The organism is Streptomyces sp. NPDC048106 (genome assembly GCF_040706415.1).
GTDB lineage: Bacteria > Actinomycetota > Actinomycetes > Streptomycetales > Streptomycetaceae > Streptomyces.
This window is the reverse complement of the sequence record NZ_JBEZND010000008.1, coordinates 159,122-175,002: the sequence shown is the minus strand read 5'-3', so window position 1 is coordinate 175,002 and position 15,881 is coordinate 159,122. Positions and strand designations below refer to the sequence as shown.

Sequence of the window (15,881 nt, the reverse complement as noted above, 5' to 3'; positions counted from 1 at the left end):
GACAGCAAGGACAGCGATGCCCCCGAACACCACCGCCACAACGGGTGACACCGCCACCACCGGTGCCGCGCCCGCCAAGTCAGGCAGGAAGAAGGGGCGCAAAGCCCGACTGCTCGTGCTGCTGCTGGTCCTGGCCGTGATCGCGGGCATCGGCTACGGCGGGTTCTGGTCGGTCAGCACTGTGCGCGCCTCCCTCCCGCAGACCACGGGAACGATCACGCTCGACGGCCTGGCGGGCCCGGTCGACGTGAAGCGGGACGGCAACGGCATCCCGCAGATCTACGCGTCCTCCGACGAGGACCTGTTCATGGCGCAGGGCTACGTCCAGGCGCAGGACCGGTTCTACGAGATGGACGTGCGCCGGCACATGACCGCCGGGCGCCTGTCGGAGATGTTCGGCAAGAGCCAGATCAAGAACGACGAGTTCCTGCGCACCCTCGGCTGGGACCGGGTCGCCAAGCAGGAGTACGACACCAAGCTGTCGGCCTCCACCAAGCGCTACCTGGACGCCTACGCCAAGGGCGTCAACGCCTACCTGAAGGGCAAGAGCGGCAAGGACCTCTCCCTGGAGTACGCCGCCCTCGGCCTCACCAACGACTACAAGCCCCAGCAGTGGACCCCGGTCGACTCGGTCTCCTGGCTGAAGGCGATGGCCTGGGACCTGCGCGGCAACATGCGGGACGAGATCGACCGCGCCCTGATGACGAGCCGGCTCGGCCCGCAGCAGATCCGGGACCTCTACCCGGAGTACCCGTACAGCCGTAACAAGCCGATCGTGCAGGAAGGCCAGTACGACGCGCTGACCAAGAGCTTCGAGCAGAGCGCCGCCCCGGGCACGCCCGTGGGCACGGGCACGGGGGACACGACCGGTGCGGGCACCGGCCTCGGCACGGCGGACACCACCGGGGCGGGCACGGCCGGCGGTGCCACGGGCTCGTCCGCGGGCACGACGGGCACCGGCGGCTCCGGCACCCCGGCCACCGGCGGCTCGGACCTCACGAGCCAACTGGGCGGCCTCTACAGCTCCCTGGACGACCTCCCGACCGCCGTCGGCGTGAACGGCCAGGGCATCGGCTCCAACTCCTGGGTCGTCGCCGGGAAGCACACCATCACCGGCAAGCCGCTGCTCGCCAACGACCCGCACCTGGAGGCGTCCCTGCCGGGCGTCTGGTACCAGATGGGCCTGCACTGCCGGACCGTCTCGGCCAAGTGCCAGTACGACGTCACGGGTTACACGTTTGCCGGGATGCCCGGTGTGATCATCGGCCACAACGGCGACATCGCCTGGGGCATGACCAACTCCGGGGTCGACGTCAGCGACCTCTACCTGGAGAAGGTCACCGCGGGCGGCTACCTGTACGACGGCAAGGTGCGGCCCTTCAAGACCCGCCAGGAGACCATCAAGGTCGCCGGCGGCGCCTCCAAGACGATCGTCGTGCGCGAGACCCAGGACGGCATGCCGCTCGTGTCCGACCGCGACGACGAGCTGGTCCAGGTCGGCAAGAGGGCCACGGTCAACAGCGCGGCCCCCGACCGCGGCGACGGCTACGGCGTCGCCCTCAAGTGGACCGCGCTCGACCCGAGCGCCACCATGGACGCCGTTTTCGCGCTCGACAAGGCGAGCGACTGGAACGGCTTCCGCGCCGCGGCCGCCAAGTTCGACGTGCCCTCGCAGAACCTGGTCTACGCCGACACGCGCGACAACATCGGCTACACCCTGCCCGGCAAGATCCCCACCCGCTCCGCCGCGGACGACGGTTCCGTCCCGGCCCCCGGCTGGGACGCCAAGTACCGCTGGACCGGCTACCTCCAGCAGGACGAGCTGCCCTACGAGTACAACCCCAAGCGCGGCTACATCGTCACCGCCAACCAGGCCGTGGTCGACAAGGACACGTACCCGTACACCCTGACCACCGACTGGGGCTACGGCACCCGCAGCCAGCGGATCACCGACCTGATCGAGTCCAAGATCAAGGGCGGCGGCAAGATCTCCACCGACGACATGCGGCAGATGCAGCTCGACGACAGCAGCGAGATCGCCAAGCTCATGGTGCCGAAGCTGCTGAAGATCAACCTGGACGACAAGAACGTGCGCGACGCGCAGAAGCTGCTGGAGGGCTGGGACTACACCCAGGACTCCGACTCCGCGGCCGCCGCGTACTTCAACGCCGTCTGGCGCAACGTCCTCAAGCTCGCCTTCGGCAACAAGCTCCCCAAGGAGCTGCGCGTCAAGGGCCAGTGCCTGTGGGTCGACAAGATCGACAGCACCGGTCCGGTGGACGACGACACCAAGGTGCGCGAGTGCGGCCAGCGAGCCGCCGACCAGGCGCAGCCGGACGGCGGCGACCGCTGGTTCGAGGTCGTGCGCAACCTGATGAAGAAGCCGGACAGCGACTGGTGGAAGACGCCCAAGCAGGGCACCCGCCCGGCGGCCGGCAACATGGACCAGCTCTTCGCGCGCGCCATGATCGACGCCCGCTGGGAGCTGACCGCCAAGCTCGGCAAGGACATCGACACCTGGAGCTGGGGCCGGCTGCACCGCCTGTTCCTGAAGAACCAGACGCTCGGCACCGACGGCCCCAGGGCGCTGCAGTACCTGCTCAACCGCGGCCCCTGGAAGCTCAACGGCGGCGAGGCGGCCGTGGACGCGACCGGCTGGAACGCCGCGGGCGGCTACAACGTCGTCTGGGTGCCGTCCATGCGGATGGTCGTCAACCTCGCCGACCTCGACAAGTCCAAGTGGATCAACCTGACCGGCGCCTCCGGGCACGCCTTCAGCGCGCACTACACGGACCAGACGGACAAGTGGGCCAAGGGCGAGCTGCTGCCCTGGTCGTACTCCTCGAAGGCGGTCGACAAGAGCACGAGCGACACCCTCGTCCTCAAGCCGTAGCCACCGGCTCCGCAAGCGAAACGGCCCTCCACGCGCGCGTGGAGGGCCGTTTCGCGTAGGGCTAGGCGAAGCGGCGCACCCCGGACGGCGTCACCACCGCGTGCACCGGCCGGTCGTGTTCCTCCGCCGGGACCCGCGCGACGACCTCCGTGTCGTAGAGCAGCACCACAAGCCGGGGGCGCGCGCCTGCGCGCTCCAGCCGGGCCAGCACGCGGTCGTAGGAGCCCCCGCCGCGCCCCAGCCGCAGCCCGCGCGCGTCCACCGCGAGTCCGGGCAGCAGGACCACGTCCGCGCCCGTCACGGCGTCCGGGCCGAGCTTCGCGCCCGAGGGCTCGAAGAGCTCCATCTTCCCGCTGTGCCGGACCTGGGCCAGCGAAGCGGGCCCGGTGTACTCGCCCCAGTCGAGGTCGTTGTCGGGCAGCAGCGCGGGGAGCAGCACACGGGCGCCCCGCGCGCGCAGCGCGTCCAGCAGCGCGCCCGTGCCGGGTTCCGAGCCGACGGAGACGTACGCGGCGACCGTGCGCGCCCCCGCCAGCTCGGGCAGTTCCAGGGCGCGCGCGGCCAGCGCCCGGCCCGCCGAGCGCAGGTCCTCGTCCGGCAGCCTGTCCCGCGCCGCGAGGAGCCCCCGCCGCAGCGTCTTCTTGTCCGGCTCGTCCACGCGTCCGTCGAATTCCACGGGTCGTTCCCGCACCCTTCCTGCCCTGCGTCGGTTCACGGCGCTCACGCCGTCCAAGTCGTCGTCGGCCGTCGTCAGTCGTCGTCGGTCGTCGTCGGTCGTCGTCGAAAAGGGGCGACCGGCCGCGACCCGGGATCCTCATAAAAGCACCGGTTAAGGTGACGGTCATGACTCAGTCGCACCCCAGGATCAGCAAGGCTGTCATTCCGGCGGCGGGTCTTGGCACCCGGTTCCTGCCGGCGACCAAGGCCACTCCCAAGGAGATGCTGCCGGTCGTCGACAAGCCCGCGATCCAGTACGTGGTCGAGGAGGCCGTGTCCGCGGGGCTCGACGACGTCCTCATGATCACCGGTCGTAACAAGCGTCCCCTGGAGGACCACTTCGACCGCAACTACGAGCTGGAATCCGCTCTCCAGAAGAAGGGCGACGCCGGCCGGCTCGCCAAGGTGCAGGAGTCCAGCGACCTGGCCACCATGCACTACGTCCGCCAGGGCGACCCCAAGGGCCTCGGCCACGCCGTGCTCTGCGCCGCCCCGCACGTCGGCCACGAACCCTTCGCCGTCCTCCTCGGCGACGACCTCATCGACCCCCGCCACCCCCTCCTCCAGCGCATGATCGAGGTCCAGGAGCGGCACGGCGGCAGCGTGATCGCCCTCATGGAGGTCGCGCCCGAGCAGATCCACCTCTACGGCTGCGCCGCCGTCGAGGCCACCGCCGACGGCGACGTCGTCAGGATCACCGGCCTGGTCGAGAAGCCCGACCCCGCCGACGCCCCCTCCCACTACGCCGTCATCGGCCGCTACGTGCTCGCCCCGCAGATCTTCGACATCCTGCGCAGGACCGAACCCGGCCGCGGCGGCGAGATCCAGCTCACCGACGCCCTCCAGCAACTCGCCGACGACGAGAAGCTCGGCGGCCCCGTCCACGGCGTCGTCTTCCAGGGCCGCCGCTACGACACCGGCGACCGCGGCGACTACCTGCGTGCCATCGTCAGGCTCGCGTGCGAACGTGAAGACCTGGGCCCGGAGTTCCGGACCTGGCTCCGCAGTTACGTAGCCGAGGAGATGCAGCAGAGTTGAGCAGCGCCGCGCCCCGCCCCACCGGCGAAGACGACCTGTGGTCGGTGGACCAGCACCTGGAGGACATCCTCTCCGCCGTCCACCCCCTGGAGCCCATCGAACTCCAACTGCTCGACGCCCAGGGCTGTGTCCTGGTCGAGGACGTCACGGTCCCCGTGTCGCTGCCGCCCTTCGACAACAGCTCGATGGACGGGTACGCGGTGCGGGTCGCGGATGTCGCGGGCGCCAGCGAGGAGTTCCCGGCCGCCCTGGAGGTCGTCGGGGACGTCGCGGCCGGCGCGGACGACCCGGTGCGGGTCGAGCCGGGACAGGCCGCCCGGATCATGACCGGCGCCCCGCTGCCGCCCGGCGCCGAGGCCGTCGTCCCGGTCGAGTGGACCGACGGCGGGCTCGGCGAGGGACCGGCCGGCGGCATGCGGGCCCGCAGCCTCGCCCCCGAGGACGCCGAGGGGCAGGTGCGCGTGCACCGGCCCGTCGAGGCGCGCGCGCACGTGCGGGCCGAGGGCAGCGACGTGAAGGCCGGCGACCGCGCCCTTGAGGCCGGCACGATCCTCGGCCCGCCGCAGATCGCCCTGCTCGCCGCGATCGGCCGCGGCACGGTGCGGGTGTGCCCGCGCCCGCGCGTGGTCGTCGTCTCCACCGGCAGCGAACTCGTCCAGCCCGGCGAGCCGCTGGGCCACGGCCGGATCTACGACTCCAACAGCTTCTCCCTCACCGCCGCCGCGCGGGACGCGGGCGCCATCGCCTACCGGGTGGGCGCCGTCGCCGACGACGCCGAGACCCTGCGCTCGACCATCGAGGACCAGCTGATCCGCGCCGACCTGCTGGTCACCACGGGCGGGGTGAGCGTCGGGGCGTACGACGTGGTCAAGGAGGCGCTGGCGGACGTCGGCGACGAGGACGTGCCGGGCAGCGGCATCGAGTTCCGCAAGCTGGCCATGCAGCCGGGCAAGCCCCAGGGCTTCGGCTCCATCGGCCCCGACCACACCCCGCTGCTCGCGCTGCCGGGCAACCCCGTGTCGTCGTACGTCTCCTTCGAGCTGTTCGTGCGCCCCGCGATCCGCGCCCTGATGGGCCTGACCGACCTGCACCGGCCGCGGGTACGGGCCACGCTGAAGGCGGACAAGGCGCTGCGCTCCCCGAAGGGGCGCCGGCAGTTCCTGCGGGGGCGGTACGCCGACGGGGAGGTCACCCCGGTGGGCGGCGCGGGCTCGCACCTGGTGGCCGCGCTGGCGCACGCCGACGCGCTGATCGTCGTACCGGAGGACATGGAGTCCGTCGAGCCCGGCACCGAGGTGGAGGTCGTACCGCTCGGCTGAGGCGGGTGCGGGGCGGCTGCGCGAGGCTACTTGGCGGTACCGTGTCGCGCACAGCAGGCCCGCGCACCGCACTGCGGGCCCGGACCGGGAGCGCCGCACAGCATGACCGAACCGTCCCGGGGGCAGACCCCCGGATCCCCCGCACAGGACCACCTCACGCACCTCGACGCGGCCGGCGCGGCCCGCATGGTCGACGTGTCCGGCAAGGACGTCACCGCGCGCACCGCGCGCGCCAGCGGCCGCGTCCTGGTCTCGCCCCGCGTGATCGAACTGCTGCGCGGCGAGGGGGTGCCCAAGGGCGACGCGCTGGCCACCGCGCGGATCGCGGGCATCATGGGCGCCAAGCGCACCCCGGACCTGATCCCGCTGTGCCACCCGCTGTCGGTGTCGGGTGTGAAACTGGACCTGTCGGTCACGGACGACGCCGTCGAGATCCGGGCCACCGTGAAGACCACGGACCGCACGGGCGTCGAGATGGAGGCCCTCACCGCGGTGACGGTCGCCGCGCTCACCGTGATCGACATGGTCAAGGCGGTCGACAAGGGAGCGGTCATCACGGACGTATGCGTTCAGGAGAAGACGGGCGGCAAGTCGGGCGACTGGAGCCGGGCATGAGCTACCGCGCCCTGGTGATCACCGCCTCCAACCGGGCCGCCGCGGGGGTCTACGAGGACCGGGGCGGCCCGCTGATCGCCGACGGCCTCGCGCGCCTCGGCTTCGCCGTGGACGGCCCCCGGGTGGTGCCCGACGGGGAGCCGGTCGAGGCGGCCCTGCGCGCGGGCGCCGCCGCCGGGTACGACGCGATCGTCACCACCGGCGGCACCGGCCTCACACCGACCGACCGGACCCCCGAGGCGACCCGCGCCGTCATCGACCACGAGGTGCCGGGCATCGCCGAGGCCATCCGGGCCTTCGGCATCGGCAAGGTGCCGACCGCCGCGCTGTCCCGGGGCATCGCCGGGGTCGCGGGCCGGACCCTGATCGTCAACCTGCCCGGATCCACGGGCGGGGTGAAGGACGGACTCGCCGTCCTGGAGCCCCTGCTGGTCCACGCCGTCGACCAGATCCGCGGCGGCGACCACGTCAGACCCAGCACTGGGGGTGCGAGCTGAACGGGTCGACCTGGCCGGTCGAGCTGGTGGACGGCGATGTCGTCCTCCGGCCGATAAAGCTGCGCGACCAGCGGGAGTGGCGCGAGGTGAACCGGCGCAACCGCGACTGGCTGCGCCCCTGGGAGGCCACCATCCCGCCGCCCACCCCGAACGGCCCGGTCGTGCACCGGCCGACGTACCGGCAGATGGTCCGGCATCTGCGCCGCGAGGCGCACGCGGGCCGGATGCTGCCGTTCGTCATCGAGTACCAGGGGCGCCTCGTCGGGCAGTTGACGGTCGCCGGGATCACCTGGGGCTCGATGTGCTCCGGGCACATCGGCTACTGGGTGGACGAGGCGGTGGCCGGGCGCGGGGTGATGCCGACCGCCGTCGCGCTGGCGGCGGACCACTGTTTCCGCACCCTCGGGCTGCACCGCATCGAGGTGTGCATTCGCCCCGAGAACCGGCCCAGCCGCCGGGTGGTGGAGAAACTCGGATTCCGCGAGGAGGGACTGCGGCCGCGTTATCTGCACATCGACGGCGCCTGGCGGGACCACCTGGTCTTCGCGCTGACCGCCGAGGAGGTTCCGGACGGGCTGCTCGGACGCTGGCGGCGGGCGCGTGCCACGTCGCACGGTCCACGGAATCCCCAGAACACGTAATTGAATAAGTGTTCGAAATTAAGGGGCCGCCGGCCGTCTCCGTGACTTTGAATTACCCCACGGGGACGGTCCGGTGATCGCATCGGCCACAAAAATGCTGGAAATATCAGCCGGATCGTGCGACACACCGGCCCAATTGGCCGATGCCTCAAGCCAAAGCCCTCTACCGTGTGAGGCGTGAGCAGCAGCGGCCTCATCTACGCAGTCATCGTCGGGGCCTGGGCCGCCTACTTGGTGCCGATGTGGCTCCGTAGGCAGGACGAGCTGAATGAGGCCCGTCCGACGGAACGCTTCAGCACCGCCATCCGGCTGCTGTCCGGACGGGCGGGGATGGAGCGCCGGTACGCCAGGGACCTGCGGGCGCGCTCCACCCAGGAGGGGGAGCAGGGCGCCGTCGATCCGGACGCCGTCACCGATTCGGTGGACGTCCGGGCCTTCGCCATGCCCCCGACCCGCCCTCAGCTCCCGGTGGAGGCGGAGCCCGAGGCGTCCCGGAGCCCGGAATCCGACCGGGACCAGGTCCCCGCGCCCGCCGCGGCCGGGGCCCAGCAGCACGCCCCGGCCTCCCGGCACGCACCCTCGGCACAGGCGGCCGCGGCGCGCGCCCGGCGCACCAAGGTGCTCGCGCGCCGCCGGCGCACCACCGTGCTGCTCTTCCTCGCCTTCACCGTCGGCGCGATCGTCGCCGCCGTCGGCGGGCTCGCCTTCCTGTGGGCGCCCGCCGCGCCCGCCGTGCTCCTCAGCGCGTACATCGCCTATCTGCGCGCCCAGGAACGCCGCCGCTTCGCCTACCAGATGGACCGCCGCCGCGCCGAGGCCGCCGCCCAGCGGCTGCGCGAGCGCCAGCCGCGCCGGCGCGTCACCCCGGAGGCCGCCCACACCGCCGCCGACGAACCGGAGGAGGCCACAGGGACCGACACGGACCCCGGCCTCTCCACGCTCGCCGCCGACCGGCGCGCCTTGGTCGAGCAGACCGACCACGCCGAATGGGTCGACCAGCAGCGCGAGCGCCAGCAGCGCCCCGGACACGGGGACAGCTGGGACCCGGTGCCGGTGCCCCTGCCCACGTACGTGACCGCGCCGGTCGCGCCGCGGGCCACCTCCGGCGTCGACCTGGGCGGGCCCGGCACCTGGAGCTCGGCGCGGTCCAGCTCGGTCGCCCCGGAGCAGGAGGCGCCGGGCCAGGCGCCCGCCGCCGAGGAGGGCGAGCCGGCGCCGGCCTCGGCGGACCGGCTGGCCGACGGCCGTGGCGGCGCGCGGCGCGCGGCCTCCGCCCGGCGGTCCCGCGAGCGCGGCCGCACCCCGCTGTTCGACCAGTACGAGGACGGCGACCGTCCGCGCGCCGCCAACGAGTGACGGCCGCCACACCCCGGGAGCCGCCCCCTGACCAGTCCGGGAACGGATTTCCAAGCACCCCGATCGGGATGCTAAAGTTTCACTCGTTGCAAGGGCCTGTGGCGCAGTCCGGTAGCGCACCTCGTTCGCATCGAGGGGGCCAGGGGTTCGAATCCCCTCAGGTCCACGCAGCTCGAAGCCCCGGTCGGGAAACCGACCGGGGCTTCGACATGTTGTACGACGGTTCCGCCCCTCCGGGGAGTTCCGGCCCCTCCGAGGAGGAGCGCCGCCACGGCTTTCCCCTCCCCGGAGCCCGGGGCCGCTGGAGGGCGGCTAGAGGCGGCTAGAGGGCCTTCGCGTAGCAGCGGCTCTCCTCGTGGAAGCGGTAGAAGCCGAACTTGGGGCAGGGCGCGTAACCGCTGGAGGCGTACAGGGCGATGGCCTCCGGCTGCTTGGTGCCCGTCTCCAGGACCATGCGCAGGCGCCCGGCCGCCCGGGCGTCCTCCTCCAGCGCGGCCAGCATCCGGCGGGCCAGACCGCGGCCGCGCATCTCCTCGATCACGTACATGCGCTTGAGCTCGGCGTCGCCGTCCGAGTAGCCCTCGTCGTTGCGCTCCTGGCTGCGCCAGCCGCCGGTGGCCACGGGACGGTCGTACGCGTCGTAGGCGATCAGGTAGATGCCCCGGGGCGGGAGGAAGTCCTCCGGGGTGAGAAAGGTTTCATCGCCGTCGTCGCCGTAACGGAGGGCGTATTCGGCCTGCACCGCGTCGTTGAGCTTCATGGCGTCGGGGTGGTCGAAACCTACGCGGCGAATGTTCATCTGGGCATCGAGCTTCCATGCGGGAGGGACCCCTCGTCGGGAGGGCTCCGTCCAGTGTGCCGGTATCGTGCTTCGGTGCTGACTGTGACCTCGGTGAACGTGAACGGGCTGCGGGCCGCCGCCAAGAAGGGCTTCGTGCCGTGGCTGGCCGCCACGGAGGCGGACGTCGTCTGCCTCCAGGAGGTGCGCGCCGAGCCGCACCAGCTGCCCGAGGAGGTACGGCGGCCCGACGGCTGGCACGTCGTGCACGCCCCGGCTGCCGCGAAGGGGCGCGCGGGCGTCTCCCTGTACACCCGGCGTGAGCCCGACCGGATCCGGGTCGGCTTCGGGTCCGCCGAGTTCGACGGCAGCGGACGTTACGTCGAGGCCGATCTGCCCGGCGTCACCGTCGCCTCCCTCTACCTGCCCGCCGGCGAGGTCGGTACCGAGCGGCAGGACGAGAAGGTCCGCTTCATGACGGAGTTCCTCACCCACCTCAAGGCGCTGCGCGAACGGGCCGCCGCCGAGGGGCGCGAGGTGGTCGTCTGCGGCGACTGGAACATCGCCCACCGCGAGGCCGACCTCAAGAACTGGCGCGGCAACCTCAAGAACTCCGGCTTCCTGCCCGAGGAGCGGTCCTGGCTGGGCCAGGTGTTCGCGGCGCAGGACGGCGGCTACGTCGACGTCGTACGCGCCCTGCACCCGGACGTCGACGGTCCCTACACGTGGTGGTCCTACCGGGGGCGGGCGTTCGACAACGATTCGGGGTGGAGGATCGATCTGGCCGTGGCCACCCCCGGGCTCGCCCGGCGTGCGGTCAAGGCTGTGGTTGAGCGAGCGGCCAGCCACGAGGAGCGGTGGTCGGACCATGCTCCGGTGACGGTGACTTTCGAGATGTGATGCCGACGCCTTGGCCGATCGTGAAGAACAGGCGTGAGGTATCGGGTCCGGTGTTGCGTGCGGGGCTGCCGCCGCGGCGTCCCTTGGCGACGGTGACGTGGACTCCGTCGCGGAGGAGATTTTCGCGGGTCGCGTGTTTCCCGGTCGCCCGACGGTAGCAGTCGAGTGTGTACTGATCGAGCCGGTCCGAGCGCACACCAGCCGGTGCTGGACATACGTCACCGCGAGCTGTCGCCCGGCACACGTAGTCGCCGTACGAGTAGCCCTTGCGCGCGGCGAAGTGTGCGCCGGTTTCATCGCGGACCGTCTGGCCGCTGTGGGTACGGTGGCCCATCAGCGATGGGCTGCGCAGTACCTTGGACGGAGTGCCGGACGTCCACCGGAAACGCTCGAAGTCCCGGCCGTGGCGTCGGCCGCCCGTGGGGCGTCCATGGAGCTGCGCGTGGCGGTCCCGGGGCACGGGGATGCCCAGGTTGTTCAGGTCGCGGGCGATGGCGATTCTCGGTCTCACTCTCGGTGGCCGAATTGATATTCGTCCATGCTTGCCTGGAATATGCCCCGATGGAGTGAACGTCTGTCCTGGTTCAGTCTTGGTCCTCCCCGGTCCCCTTGTTCAGTCGTCTGTCCATGGCCAGGGACAGTTCCGCCTCGACCACGCTGCGGGCCAGCGGGCGCAGGCGGTGCAGGTCCTCCTCCGGGGCGTGGCGCAGGATCAGGTCGGAGAAGAGGGTGGCCAGGGCCTCGGCGTGCTCGCGGACGCGGGCGCCGGCCGAGAGGACCTCGGCGAGCGGGATGCCCTCGCGGACCAGGGCGGAGGAGACGTCCAGCAGGCGCCGGCTGATGTGCACGATCTTGTCGCCGTCGGTGCCCAGATAGCCGAGCTTCATGGCGGCGGCCAGGTTCTCCGGGGTGACCTCGCCCTCGAAGCGGGCGGCCAGCTCCTCCGGGGTGAGGCGGATCGGCTCCTCCTCGGTGGGGGTGCCGACGCCGAGCAGGTCGGTGATGTCCCGGCCCTGGTCCAGGGCCTCCGCGAGCTCCCCGATGCCGGTCAGCGTGTGGCCGCGTTCCAGCAGGGCCCCGATGGTGCGCAGCCGGGCCAGGTGGTGGTCGTCGTACCAGGCCAGGCGCCCTTCGCGGCGGGGTGGCGGCAGCAGCTTGCGTTCGCGGTAGAAGCGCAGCGTGCGCACGGTGATGCCGGCCAGCCGCGCCAGCTCGTCCGTGCGGTACTCGCGCGGGCCCTGGCGGGCCGCCTCGGGGTGTCCGGTGTCTGCTGCCACGCCCGAAGCCTATGGTGTACCGCCGGTAACTTTCCTGCCCGCGCCCCCTACCGCTCGGTACGGAGCTGCTCTACAGTCCCATCGTGCCAGTGTTCACTGGCAGTATTTTTCAGCGAGGCGTGGAGGCTCCGGGATGGCCGAGCACGAGCATGTGAGGGTGGCGGTGATCGGGTCCGGCTTCGGCGGGCTGGGCGCCGCCGTGCGGCTGCGCCGCGAGGGGATCACCGACTTCGTCGTCCTGGAACGGGCCGACAGCGTCGGCGGCACCTGGCGGGACAACAGTTACCCCGGGTGCGCCTGTGACGTGCCCTCCCACCTCTACTCCTTCTCCTTCGCGCCCAACTCCGAGTGGCCGCGCACCTTCTCCGGGCAGAAGCACATCCGCGCCTACCTGGAGCACGTCACCGACCTCTTCGGCCTGCGCCCGCAGATCCGCTTCGGCGCCGAGGTCAAGCTGCTCACCTGGGACCGGGAGAACCTGCGCTGGCACATCGAGACCACGCGCGGGTCGCTGACCGCCGACGTCGTCGTCTCCGCCACCGGACCGCTGTCCGACCCCAAGACGCCCGACATCCCGGGCCTGGACTCCTTCCCCGGCAAGGTGTTCCACTCCGCCCGCTGGGACCACGACTACGACCTGCGCGGCAAGCGCGTCGCCATGGTCGGCACCGGCGCCTCCGCCATCCAGATCGTGCCCGCCATCCAGTCGAAGGTCGGCCGGCTCACTCTCTTCCAGCGCACCCCGCCGTGGGTGATGCCCCGGGCGGACCGCGCCATCGGCCCCGCCGAGCGCCGGCTGCACCGCGCGCTCCCGCTGACCACCCGGCTTCGGCGCGGCCTGCTGTGGGGCATCCGGGAACTCCAGGTGCAGGCGTTCACCAAGCGCCCCGACGAACTCGGCCTGGTCGAACAGCTCGCCAAGCGCAACATGGCCCGCGCGGTCAAGGACCCGGCCCTGCGCGCCAAGCTCACCCCCGGCTACCGCATCGGCTGCAAGCGCATCCTGCTGTCCAACACCTACTACCCGGCGCTGACCAGGCCCAACGTGGACGTCGTCGCGAGCGGGCTCAGCGAGGTCCGGGGCTCGACCGTGGTCGCCGCCGACGGCACCGAGGCCGAGGTCGACGCGATCATCTTCGGTACGGGCTTCCACGTCACGGACATGCCGATCGCCGAGCGCGTGGTCGGCGCGGAGGGCATCACCCTCGCCGAGGCGTGGAAGGACGGCATGCAGGCGCTGCGCGGTGCCACGGCCAGCGGGTTCCCGAACTTCATGATGGTCATCGGGCCCAACACCGGCCTCGGCAACTCGTCCATGATCCTCATGATCGAGTGCCAGCTGAACTACATGGCCGACTATCTGCGCCAGCTCGACGTGCTCGGCGGCCGCACCGCGCTCGACGCCCGGCCCGGCGCGGTCGCGGCCTGGAACCACAAGGTCCAGGAGCGCATGAAGCGGACCGTGTGGAACACCGGCGGCTGCACGAGCTGGTACCTGGACGAGAACGGCCGCAACACCACCGTGTGGCCCGGCACGACGACCGAGTTCCGGCGCGCGACCCGGCAGGTGGACCTCGGCGAGTACGAGGTCGTGCGCGCGGCGCGGACACCGGAAGGCTCCGGGACGGCCGCCGCCCCGAGGACCCGCAAGCCGGCCAGGGGCGGACAGCCGGACGAGGTCGCCGCGTGAGCCGCCCCCGCGCCACCCACATGACCTCCGGCGCCTACGCCCCGCCCGCCCCCGTCCGCGAACTCACCGTCTCCTCCACCGACGGCGCCCGGCTGTACGCCGAGGTGCACGGGCCGAAGGACGCGCCGCCCGTCGTCCTCTCCCACGGCTGGACCTGCTCGACCGCCTTCTGGGCGGCGCAGATCCGGGACCTGGCGGTGGACCACCGGGTGATCGTGTACGACCAGCGGGGGCACGGGCGCAGCCCCGCGAGCCCCGTGTGCACCACCCGCGCGCTCGCCGACGACCTGGAGGCGGTGCTCGCCGCGACGCTCGCGGACGGCGAACAGGCCCTGATCGCCGGCCACTCCATGGGCGGCATGACGGTCATGGCGGCGGCCGGGCGTCCCCGGTTCCGCGACCACGCCGCGGCCGTCCTGCTGGCCAGCACCGGAAGTTCGCGGCTGGTCGCCGAGGCCCGGGTGCTGCCGCTGCGCGAGGGGCCGCTGCGCACCCGGCTCAGCGCGCGCGTCCTCGGCTCGCGCGCCCCGCTCGGCCCGGTCACGCCGCTGGCCAAGCGCGTCCTCAAGTACGGCACGATGGGCGCCCGTTCGACACCGGAGATGGTGGAGGCCTGCGCGCGGATCGTGCACGGCTGCCCGACCGGCGTGCGGTACGCCTGGTCCCAGGTGCTGGCGACGCTCGACCTCGAAGACGGCGTGCGGAAGCTGGACATGCCCACCGCGGTGCTGCACGGCACGGCCGACCGCCTCCTGCCCCCGGTGCACGCCCATGCCCTGGTCGCCGGGCTGCCCCGGTGCGCGGGTCTCACCGAACTGCCCGGCGCCGGCCACATGACCCCGGTCGAGGTACCCCACCGGGTCACCGGCCGGATCCGGGAACTCGTCACCACGTATGTCACGGGGGCCGGCGAACCCGCTCCCGAGCGGACCAAGGAGGGCGCATGAGCAGGGTCGATCTCGAAGGACAGGTCGCGGTCGTCACCGGAGCGGCGCGCGGCGTCGGCGAGTTGCTGGCGCGCAAGCTGTCCGCGCGCGGCGCGAAGGTGGCGCTGGTCGGACTGGAGGAGGAGGCCCTCAAGGAGGTCTCCGGGCGGCTGCACAGCGAAAGCGCCTACTGGTACGCCGACGTCACCGACCACGAGACGATGACCCGGGTGGCGCGGGAGGTGAAGGCGCGCTTCGGCAAGGTGGACATCGTGGTCGCCAACGCCGGTGTGGCGACGGGCGGTCCGTTCGTCGACTCCGACCCGGGCGCCTGGCGGCGGGTGATCGAGGTCAACCTCATCGGTTCGGCGGTGACCGCCCGCGCGTTCCTGCCGGTGCTGGTCGAGAGCCGGGGCTATCTGCTCCAGATCGCCTCCCTCGCGGCGATCACCCCGGCGCCGATGATGACCGCGTACTGCGCCTCCAAGTCCGGTGTGGAGGCGTTCGCGCACAGTCTGCGTGCCGAGGTCGGCTACCAGGGGGTGCGGGTCGGCGTCGGGTACCTGTCGTGGACCGACACCGACATGGTGCGCGGGGCCGACGAGGAAGACGTCATGCGGGAGTTGCGGCAGCGGCTGCCGTGGCCGTCGAACAAGACGTATCCGCTGGGGCCCGCGGTGGACCGGATCGTCGCGGGGATCGAGCGGCGTTCCTCGCACGTGTACGCGCAGTGGTGGCTGCGGGGCATGCAGAGCGTGCGCGGGTATCTGCCGGGGCTCATCGGCTCGGTCGGGCAGCGGGAGATGAAGCGGTTCGCGCCCCGGCTGGAGGGGATGCGGTCCGGGCTGGTCGGCGCGGGCGGGGCGGCGGACGAGGCGGCGCGCGTCACGCACCGTGACTGATCCACATGCGCAGCGTGGCCGGTCGTGTGAATCTGGTCGTGGCCCCGCAAGGGGCCGACTTCCCCACTCTCACTCACCACAGGAGTGAACCCACATGGGTATGAAGGACCAGCAGCACCAGGGTCAGGGCCAGCGTCAGGGCAAGGACAAGCTGGGCCAGTCGCGTGAGCGCACCGGTCAGCAGCCGGGCCAGTCCCAGCAGCGGCAGCCGGGCCAGTCGGGGCAGGGCCAGCGCAGCTCGCAGCAGCCCAACCGCGGTCGTCAGGACATCGACGACACGGAGGCGCAGGACCGGCTCGACCATGACTACGACGTGTAGTTGACGCGTGGGG

At 72.0% G+C, this 15,881-nt stretch carries 16 protein-coding genes and 1 tRNA gene; 13 read left to right on the top strand and 4 right to left on the bottom strand.

What is annotated here, in order from left to right; genetic code table 11:
• Positions 1-16: 16 nt before the first annotated feature.
• Positions 17-2,893, top strand: coding sequence for a penicillin acylase family protein (locus tag AB0927_RS11015; protein ID WP_366667247.1), 2,877 nt, complete (start codon positions 17-19; stop codon positions 2,891-2,893).
• A gap of 61 nt (positions 2,894-2,954) precedes the next feature.
• Here AB0927_RS11015 and AB0927_RS11010 read toward each other — a convergent pair whose 3' ends face one another.
• Complete coding sequence (locus tag AB0927_RS11010) at positions 2,955-3,569, bottom strand: 5-formyltetrahydrofolate cyclo-ligase (protein WP_366667246.1); 615 nt, start codon at positions 3,567-3,569, stop codon at positions 2,955-2,957.
• A 167-nt stretch (positions 3,570-3,736) separates the two neighbouring features.
• Between AB0927_RS11010 and galU the strand changes: the two genes are divergently transcribed.
• From galU to AB0927_RS10975, 7 genes are all read left to right on the top strand, one after another.
• A complete protein-coding gene (gene galU / locus AB0927_RS11005) occupies positions 3,737-4,648 on the top strand; it encodes a UTP--glucose-1-phosphate uridylyltransferase GalU (protein ID WP_366667245.1) in 912 nt (303 codons plus the stop codon).
• The gene (gene glp / locus AB0927_RS11000; RefSeq protein WP_366667244.1) at positions 4,645-5,967 is read left to right on the top strand and encodes a gephyrin-like molybdotransferase Glp; all 1,323 of its coding nucleotides are present in this window, start codon (positions 4,645-4,647) and stop codon (positions 5,965-5,967) included. The genes galU and glp overlap by 4 nt, the downstream gene beginning before the upstream one ends.
• A 102-nt stretch (positions 5,968-6,069) precedes the next feature.
• Positions 6,070-6,582 (top strand): cyclic pyranopterin monophosphate synthase MoaC, encoded by a 513-nt coding sequence (moaC, locus tag AB0927_RS10995; protein ID WP_366667242.1) that lies wholly within the window; start codon positions 6,070-6,072, stop codon positions 6,580-6,582.
• Positions 6,579-7,079, top strand: coding sequence for a molybdenum cofactor synthesis domain-containing protein (locus AB0927_RS10990; protein ID WP_366667241.1), 501 nt, complete (start codon positions 6,579-6,581; stop codon positions 7,077-7,079). The genes moaC and AB0927_RS10990 overlap by 4 nt, the downstream gene beginning before the upstream one ends.
• Positions 7,080-7,105: 26 nt before the next feature.
• Positions 7,106-7,720 carry a GNAT family protein gene (locus AB0927_RS10985; protein WP_366667240.1) on the top strand — a complete coding sequence of 205 codons (615 nt, stop codon included), beginning with the start codon at positions 7,106-7,108 and terminating at the stop codon, positions 7,718-7,720.
• A gap of 177 nt (positions 7,721-7,897) precedes the next feature.
• Positions 7,898-9,076: a gephyrin-like molybdotransferase receptor GlpR gene (gene glpR, locus AB0927_RS10980; protein ID WP_366667239.1), complete on the top strand. Its 1,179-nt coding sequence runs from the start codon at positions 7,898-7,900 to the stop codon at positions 9,074-9,076.
• Between the two features lie 92 nt (positions 9,077-9,168).
• Positions 9,169-9,242, top strand: a tRNA-Ala gene (locus tag AB0927_RS10975).
• A 156-nt stretch (positions 9,243-9,398) separates the two neighbouring features.
• Here the strand turns inward: AB0927_RS10975 and AB0927_RS10970 are convergent.
• On the bottom strand, positions 9,399-9,875 hold the full coding sequence (locus tag AB0927_RS10970; protein WP_366667238.1) for a GNAT family N-acetyltransferase: 477 nt from the start codon (positions 9,873-9,875) through the stop codon (positions 9,399-9,401).
• Between the two features lie 84 nt (positions 9,876-9,959).
• On the opposite strand from AB0927_RS10970, the gene AB0927_RS10965 reads away from it, so the two are divergent.
• Positions 9,960-10,754 carry an exodeoxyribonuclease III gene (locus AB0927_RS10965; protein ID WP_366667345.1) on the top strand — a complete coding sequence of 265 codons (795 nt, stop codon included), beginning with the start codon at positions 9,960-9,962 and terminating at the stop codon, positions 10,752-10,754.
• Here AB0927_RS10965 and AB0927_RS10960 read toward each other — a convergent pair.
• Both AB0927_RS10960 and AB0927_RS10955 read right to left on the bottom strand, forming a co-directional pair.
• Positions 10,672-11,265 carry a recombinase family protein gene (locus tag AB0927_RS10960; protein WP_366667237.1) on the bottom strand — a complete coding sequence of 198 codons (594 nt, stop codon included), beginning with the start codon at positions 11,263-11,265 and terminating at the stop codon, positions 10,672-10,674. The two genes, AB0927_RS10965 and AB0927_RS10960, sit on opposite strands and share 83 nt — an antisense overlap.
• 73 nt (positions 11,266-11,338) lie before the next feature.
• Positions 11,339-12,031 carry a MerR family transcriptional regulator gene (locus tag AB0927_RS10955; RefSeq protein WP_366667236.1) on the bottom strand — a complete coding sequence of 231 codons (693 nt, stop codon included), beginning with the start codon at positions 12,029-12,031 and terminating at the stop codon, positions 11,339-11,341.
• Between the two features lie 133 nt (positions 12,032-12,164).
• On the opposite strand from AB0927_RS10955, the gene AB0927_RS10950 reads away from it, so the two are divergent.
• The 4 genes from AB0927_RS10950 to AB0927_RS10935 all read left to right on the top strand — a co-directional run bounded on the left by AB0927_RS10950 (position 12,165) and on the right by AB0927_RS10935 (position 15,868).
• Entirely contained in the window at positions 12,165-13,721 is a 1,557-nt protein-coding gene (locus tag AB0927_RS10950) for an NAD(P)/FAD-dependent oxidoreductase (protein ID WP_366667235.1), read from the top strand.
• 20 nt (positions 13,722-13,741) lie between these two features.
• A complete protein-coding gene (locus tag AB0927_RS10945; protein WP_366667344.1) occupies positions 13,742-14,668 on the top strand; it encodes an alpha/beta hydrolase in 927 nt (308 codons plus the stop codon).
• Positions 14,665-15,549, top strand: coding sequence for an SDR family oxidoreductase (locus AB0927_RS10940; protein WP_366667234.1), 885 nt, complete (start codon positions 14,665-14,667; stop codon positions 15,547-15,549). Before AB0927_RS10945 ends, AB0927_RS10940 begins: the two co-directional genes overlap by 4 nt.
• 94 nt (positions 15,550-15,643) lie before the next feature.
• Complete coding sequence (locus tag AB0927_RS10935) at positions 15,644-15,868, top strand: hypothetical protein (RefSeq protein WP_366667233.1); 225 nt, start codon at positions 15,644-15,646, stop codon at positions 15,866-15,868.
• Positions 15,869-15,881: the final 13 nt, after the last annotated feature.